This window comes from Dethiosulfatibacter sp., from assembly GCF_983023055.1.
In genome coordinates this window covers 12,405-17,338 of the sequence record NZ_CEZJXU010000011.1, presented here as the reverse complement: position 1 = coordinate 17,338, position 4,934 = coordinate 12,405, and the positions used below count along the sequence as shown (strand labels likewise).

5 protein-coding genes are annotated in these 4,934 nt (G+C 33.8%); 2 read left to right on the top strand and 3 right to left on the bottom strand.

Annotated elements, in window-relative coordinates; genetic code table 11:
• On the bottom strand, positions 1–1,063 hold a 1,063-nt coding region (locus AC3AX0_RS01285; protein WP_487548492.1), incomplete at its 3' end, for a S8 family peptidase.
• 351 nt (positions 1,064–1,414) lie between these two features.
• On the opposite strand from AC3AX0_RS01285, the gene AC3AX0_RS01280 reads away from it, so the two are divergent.
• Both AC3AX0_RS01280 and AC3AX0_RS01275 read left to right on the top strand, forming a co-directional pair.
• Positions 1,415–2,083: a LytR/AlgR family response regulator transcription factor gene (locus tag AC3AX0_RS01280; RefSeq protein WP_487548491.1), complete on the top strand. Its 669-nt coding sequence runs from the start codon at positions 1,415–1,417 to the stop codon at positions 2,081–2,083.
• 33 nt (positions 2,084–2,116) lie between these two features.
• The gene (locus AC3AX0_RS01275; RefSeq protein WP_487548490.1) at positions 2,117–3,388 is read left to right on the top strand and encodes a sensor histidine kinase; all 1,272 of its coding nucleotides are present in this window, start codon (positions 2,117–2,119) and stop codon (positions 3,386–3,388) included.
• 187 nt (positions 3,389–3,575) lie between these two features.
• Here AC3AX0_RS01275 and AC3AX0_RS01270 read toward each other — a convergent pair whose 3' ends face one another.
• Together AC3AX0_RS01270 and AC3AX0_RS01265 are read right to left on the bottom strand one after the other, a co-directional pair.
• The gene (locus AC3AX0_RS01270) at positions 3,576–3,920 is read right to left on the bottom strand and encodes a hypothetical protein (RefSeq protein WP_487548489.1); all 345 of its coding nucleotides are present in this window, start codon (positions 3,918–3,920) and stop codon (positions 3,576–3,578) included.
• Positions 3,921–4,006: 86 nt separating this feature from the next.
• The coding region (locus tag AC3AX0_RS01265; RefSeq protein WP_487548488.1) for a nucleotidyl transferase AbiEii/AbiGii toxin family protein at positions 4,007–4,934 on the bottom strand (928 nt) is incomplete at its 5' end.

Below are 4,934 nucleotides of genomic sequence, written 5' to 3'. Positions count from 1 at the left end.
TTCCATAGTTGGAAAAGCTGGACAAATCACCACCCAAGTCAATTGAAGCAACTGATACTATGCTCTCATTGGGATATGATGCAGGTGCATGATATATGGGCAATATACCCCATAACGTATATGTATCAAGATTTATATTGTCATTCCCGGAAGCAGCTACGAACACTCCGCTAAAATCATCTATTGCATTGGTCATGCTCGTATCTATGGTATATGTATATCCGCCCCAGGAAGCACTGATAACATGTGCTCCCATTTCCTCTGCATAATCTATTGCTAATACGGCATTACTAAAGCTTCCCGAACCTTCGGAGTCCAGAAACTTAAGAGGCATTATTATAATATTTGGAGCTACTCCTACTACACCGACGTCGTTGGCTTCGGCAGCTATTGTACCAGCACAATGGGTTCCATGGCCCTGGTCATCTGAAGGGTCACCATCATTATTGTGAAAGTCGTATCCATGTACATCGTCTGTGTAACCATTTCCATCATCATCAATTCCATTTCCAGGAATTTCTCCCAAATTGGTCCAGATGTTGGCAACAAGATCCACATGGTCCATATCCGCACCAGTATCAATAACTGCAACTATGACCTCAGGATTTCCCTGGTCTATTTCCCAGGCTTCAGGAGCATCAATCTTGTCCATTCCCCACAGTTGAGAATACTCAGATGCATTTGGAAGCTCCAATGCCCTCATTATGTAGTCAAAGCCTGCATACTCCACTGAATTCAACGCACCAAGTACATCGACCAATTCTTCTACAGTCCTGTTCCCCTTCAGCTTCAGAACCTCACCTCCGGATGCAAACTTGGCCTTGTCAATCAGTTTGTAGTATTTCTTTATGATTTTCTTGTCATTTGGAGAAATATTATCCTTGAATTTAACAATTATCTGATCCTTCAGATATTCCGGTCTTACCGTGGTCACCTGCACATCAGGCGAACCATCAGATGATGCATTACCCGTACCGTAATCACCATATGCTCTAACCAGGGTTGACAATAACAGGATTACAGCAAGGGCAAAATATATGACACCCCTGCCTTTTCTCTTCACTTTAATTCCTCCCATATTTATTTTTCATTTATGATTTAATGGCCATGATTAAATCTTTGTCTATATCTATATTTTACTACTTTTATGAAATAGTAACAATAGAACGGAAAAACTAAATGACTCATATAAAAAACTGAACCCCAAAATGGAATTCATTCCAAACAAGCCTAAATATTTATCTTTCGCATTAAGTAGGAATCTGTTATAATGTTCCCATCGGGGAAAATTGGCACAACAGGTGAAATTTGTCCTTGACATGGAAAAATTTATGGGTTTAAGTCCCTTATATTAACCGGTTTGCCACATCGATGATGTGGCTTTTTATATACAAAAATGCTCGAGGAGGAACAAGTGGTAAAAATTATTGTTATTGAAGATGAAGTGTCTATAAGAAAAGATTTAGCTGGAACAATAAAAAGAATTGATGAAGATACTGAAATTTTTGAAACAGGTTCTGTCCTTGAAGCAATGGACATTATTCATAAGAATGATATAGATATTTTTTTAGTTGATATACAACTAGAAGACGGAAATGGATATGAATTAGCCAAAAGGATAAGAAAAATCGACAAATATAAATTGAATCATATTATTTTTATAACCGCAGTTCCAACCCATGCAATGATGGCTTACGAAAACATACATTGTTATTCTTACATTCTTAAACCTATTGACCAAGCTCTTCTGGAAGAGCAATTATTCACTTTGATAAAATTCGGAACCAAAAAGATGGAAAAGGACGACGTGATTAAGATTGAACTTGATCTTAAAAGCTGTAAGTATATAATCAATGCTGATGAAATCATATATTTGGAAGCAATAAATCAAAAGAAGTACCTTATTACTACAAAGGATCGCATTGAACTCACAAGGACAACAATGACAACCATGATGAATAAACTTCCTGATTTTTTTATTAGATGCCACAAGTCATTTATAATAAACAAAAACAGGATAGAGTTTGTAGATAAAACTAACAAAACAATAAAAATGGATGGTGCTTATGATTCCCATAGGTAGAAAATATTATGATAATTTAATGGAGACCAAACTATGAGCTTAATTGAAAGAATTTTATTTTCACTAGTGGATTATGCAGAGTATTTGATAATCCTATCTGGTTTATTTGGAGTCAGCCTCCTTAAAAAAATAGATTTGAAGCTTTTGTCAGCCATAGGTTTCATGGTTGTCATATCGGGATTAATGTCGCACTTTCTGGGTCAGGAAAAAGCTTTTATAATAAACAGTATATTGATCCTACTACTAATATATTTAGTATTTAAAGTAGAATTCATTAAATGCATTTATTCCTATATACTCAGCACTGTAATTTTGCTTATGATTCAAATGCTTTCTTTCGTTCTCCTGGAATATTTAGTAGGTGGAATGTCCTTGTCTAATGATTCAGGTGTTCTGGTTCATATTCCGACTATATTCATTGTTTTGATTATTCTTAGGTTTATACCTTTAAAAAAGTTAATGGCTGAAAGATTGTTCAGAAACAAGACCTTTGGATTTATCCTTATTAATACTTTTCTGATTTTAATGGGTTGCTTGGCATTTTTACTGACGAAAAGCGAGACTTTTATTGTAAATGCATTGTATATAGTTGTCATCGTACTCATGGTATTTCTTATAAATATTATCTTGTTTACAAATGGATTACGAAATGAAAAGGACAGGGAACAAATAAAACTATATGAAAGATACTTGCCTTTAATTGAAAATCTGATGAATGACATCCGAAGCAAGCAGCATGAATATGACAATCATATCCAATCAATTAATTCCATTTTAAATACAGATAGCCACAATCCAAAGGATTATGATGAAATCAAGAAATATGTTGAAGATGTAAGAATTGACAAGAGCATTGCGAATCTTGGCAAAATGAACAACAGCATATTGGCTGGACTAATCTACACAAAGAAAAAAACCTTCGAAAAAGCAGGTATTGATTTCAGTATTGACATTCTTGATTATTTGTTTAAAACAAAATTCAAGGATTATGAAGTTGTTGAAATGATAGGAATACTGCTGGATAACGCACTGGAAGCATCAAAAAAAGGAAAGCAGGTCATTTTAAAAATATATAATGAAGATAATACCAAGATAGTTGAAGTATTGAACAAACATGAATACATAAGTGCCAATACACTAGACAATATGTTTAGACAAGGTTATACAACAAAAAAGGAAAGCGGGCATGGTTACGGACTGGATAATTTAAATCAGATTATCAAGAGGAATGATGGCAAGTATGTTGTCAGCAACAAAACGATCCATGGAGCAAATTTTCTATCCATAAAATTAATGTTTGATTGAAATCGAATAGCTTTGAAAAAAGATGGGCTGATTAATATTTCAGCCCATCTTTTTTATTTATTCGGATTATTTATATTACTACAAAGCTTGAATCGATCATTAATATTCATAAGGAGTTCTGAAATAGAAATTCATCCTTATTCCTAGCTTCAAGCTCCAAATCGATTTCCAAGTTGTTCAACTTCTTCTATCTCAAAATAACAACGGTAACTCCACTATTGTCTGAAATATTCCTTTCATAAGCTTCCAGGTATTTACAAACAGACAGGAATTCTCTCTTTTTAGAGTACCAGTTTTCACCGCCTACAAAACTTCTAACTAAACCCCTCATGGAATTTTCCCCAAGAGTTTTCCTCACCGCCACTTTTATGCTTCCACCTACACCTGATGATCCATACCCGTGAATTATTATCACGGCCTTATATCTTAATCCCTTAAATGTAGTCAGAGAATTTTTCATGTTTTGTATTGCAACGGGAACTGTAGGACCATCTTGTTCTAAATTCAGAAATGCTACCTTCTTATTTGACATTTAATCCTCCAATTTATATATATTACTAGCGCAAAAGGTTCATTTTGTGAAAATATTTTCATCTCGGATATTTTAATGCAATAATACTATTCCTCAACTTCTTTAAGAAACTCATTAATAGCATTAAAAATATTTATCGCTTTTTCAAAATCTTGTTTTTCATTTGTAAATAACAAGTGCTCGTGAAGTCTTTCGTATGCCCTTTTAACATCCTTATCAAAATATCCTATCCATTTCTCAAAGCCGAATGCTTCATCCGGATTGTAATCATCACTAATATTTCTCTTACCAAGATAGAATGTATCAGTTTCTTTTGTCAATCTTACAATGTCTTTAAGCTTATCTTTCTCTACAATAAAGCGTTTGATTTCCGGAAGTTCAAACAGCATTACAATATCATAAATATGTCTCACCTTACCTGTTAGAGTTCCACAAATTGCATGCCTTTTGACTGACATCAATTTATCTACAAACGTTCTTTCTATATCTAATGCATTAATAACAACGGTTTGTATACCATACTCTATTATAATTTCATTATCACCTAGGTTCAATAAAAATTCATGTATGTAGGATTTGACTTCCTTCTCAGAAAAAGGATGTGGTCTAACGCTAGATCCTATTTCAAGTTTGATTCTTTCTTCAAATTTTCTTTCATCATTCTTCCAAAACCAGGTGCTTTTATTACGATTATTACGCTCACTATCAATTTTTTCAACATTAAATCCTTCTAACAAGATTTTTTCAATTCTCTTCAATTTTTTACTGATTTGTTTTTCACTTTCATTTTCATCAGGTATGTAAGTTAAGTCAATATCTTCAGAAAACCTCATTATGGAACCAGGATAGCACTTGCTTAGAGAAGTCCCGCCCTTAAATACCACATTATCTTTAAATTCACTAGCTGCGAGTGTTCTTAATACCATTACTATGTAATAATCTCGCTCCACCGCACTTTCAGGAATATTCATATCTGCACTTGCTTCCATTATTAATTCATGAAATAAGCCTTCG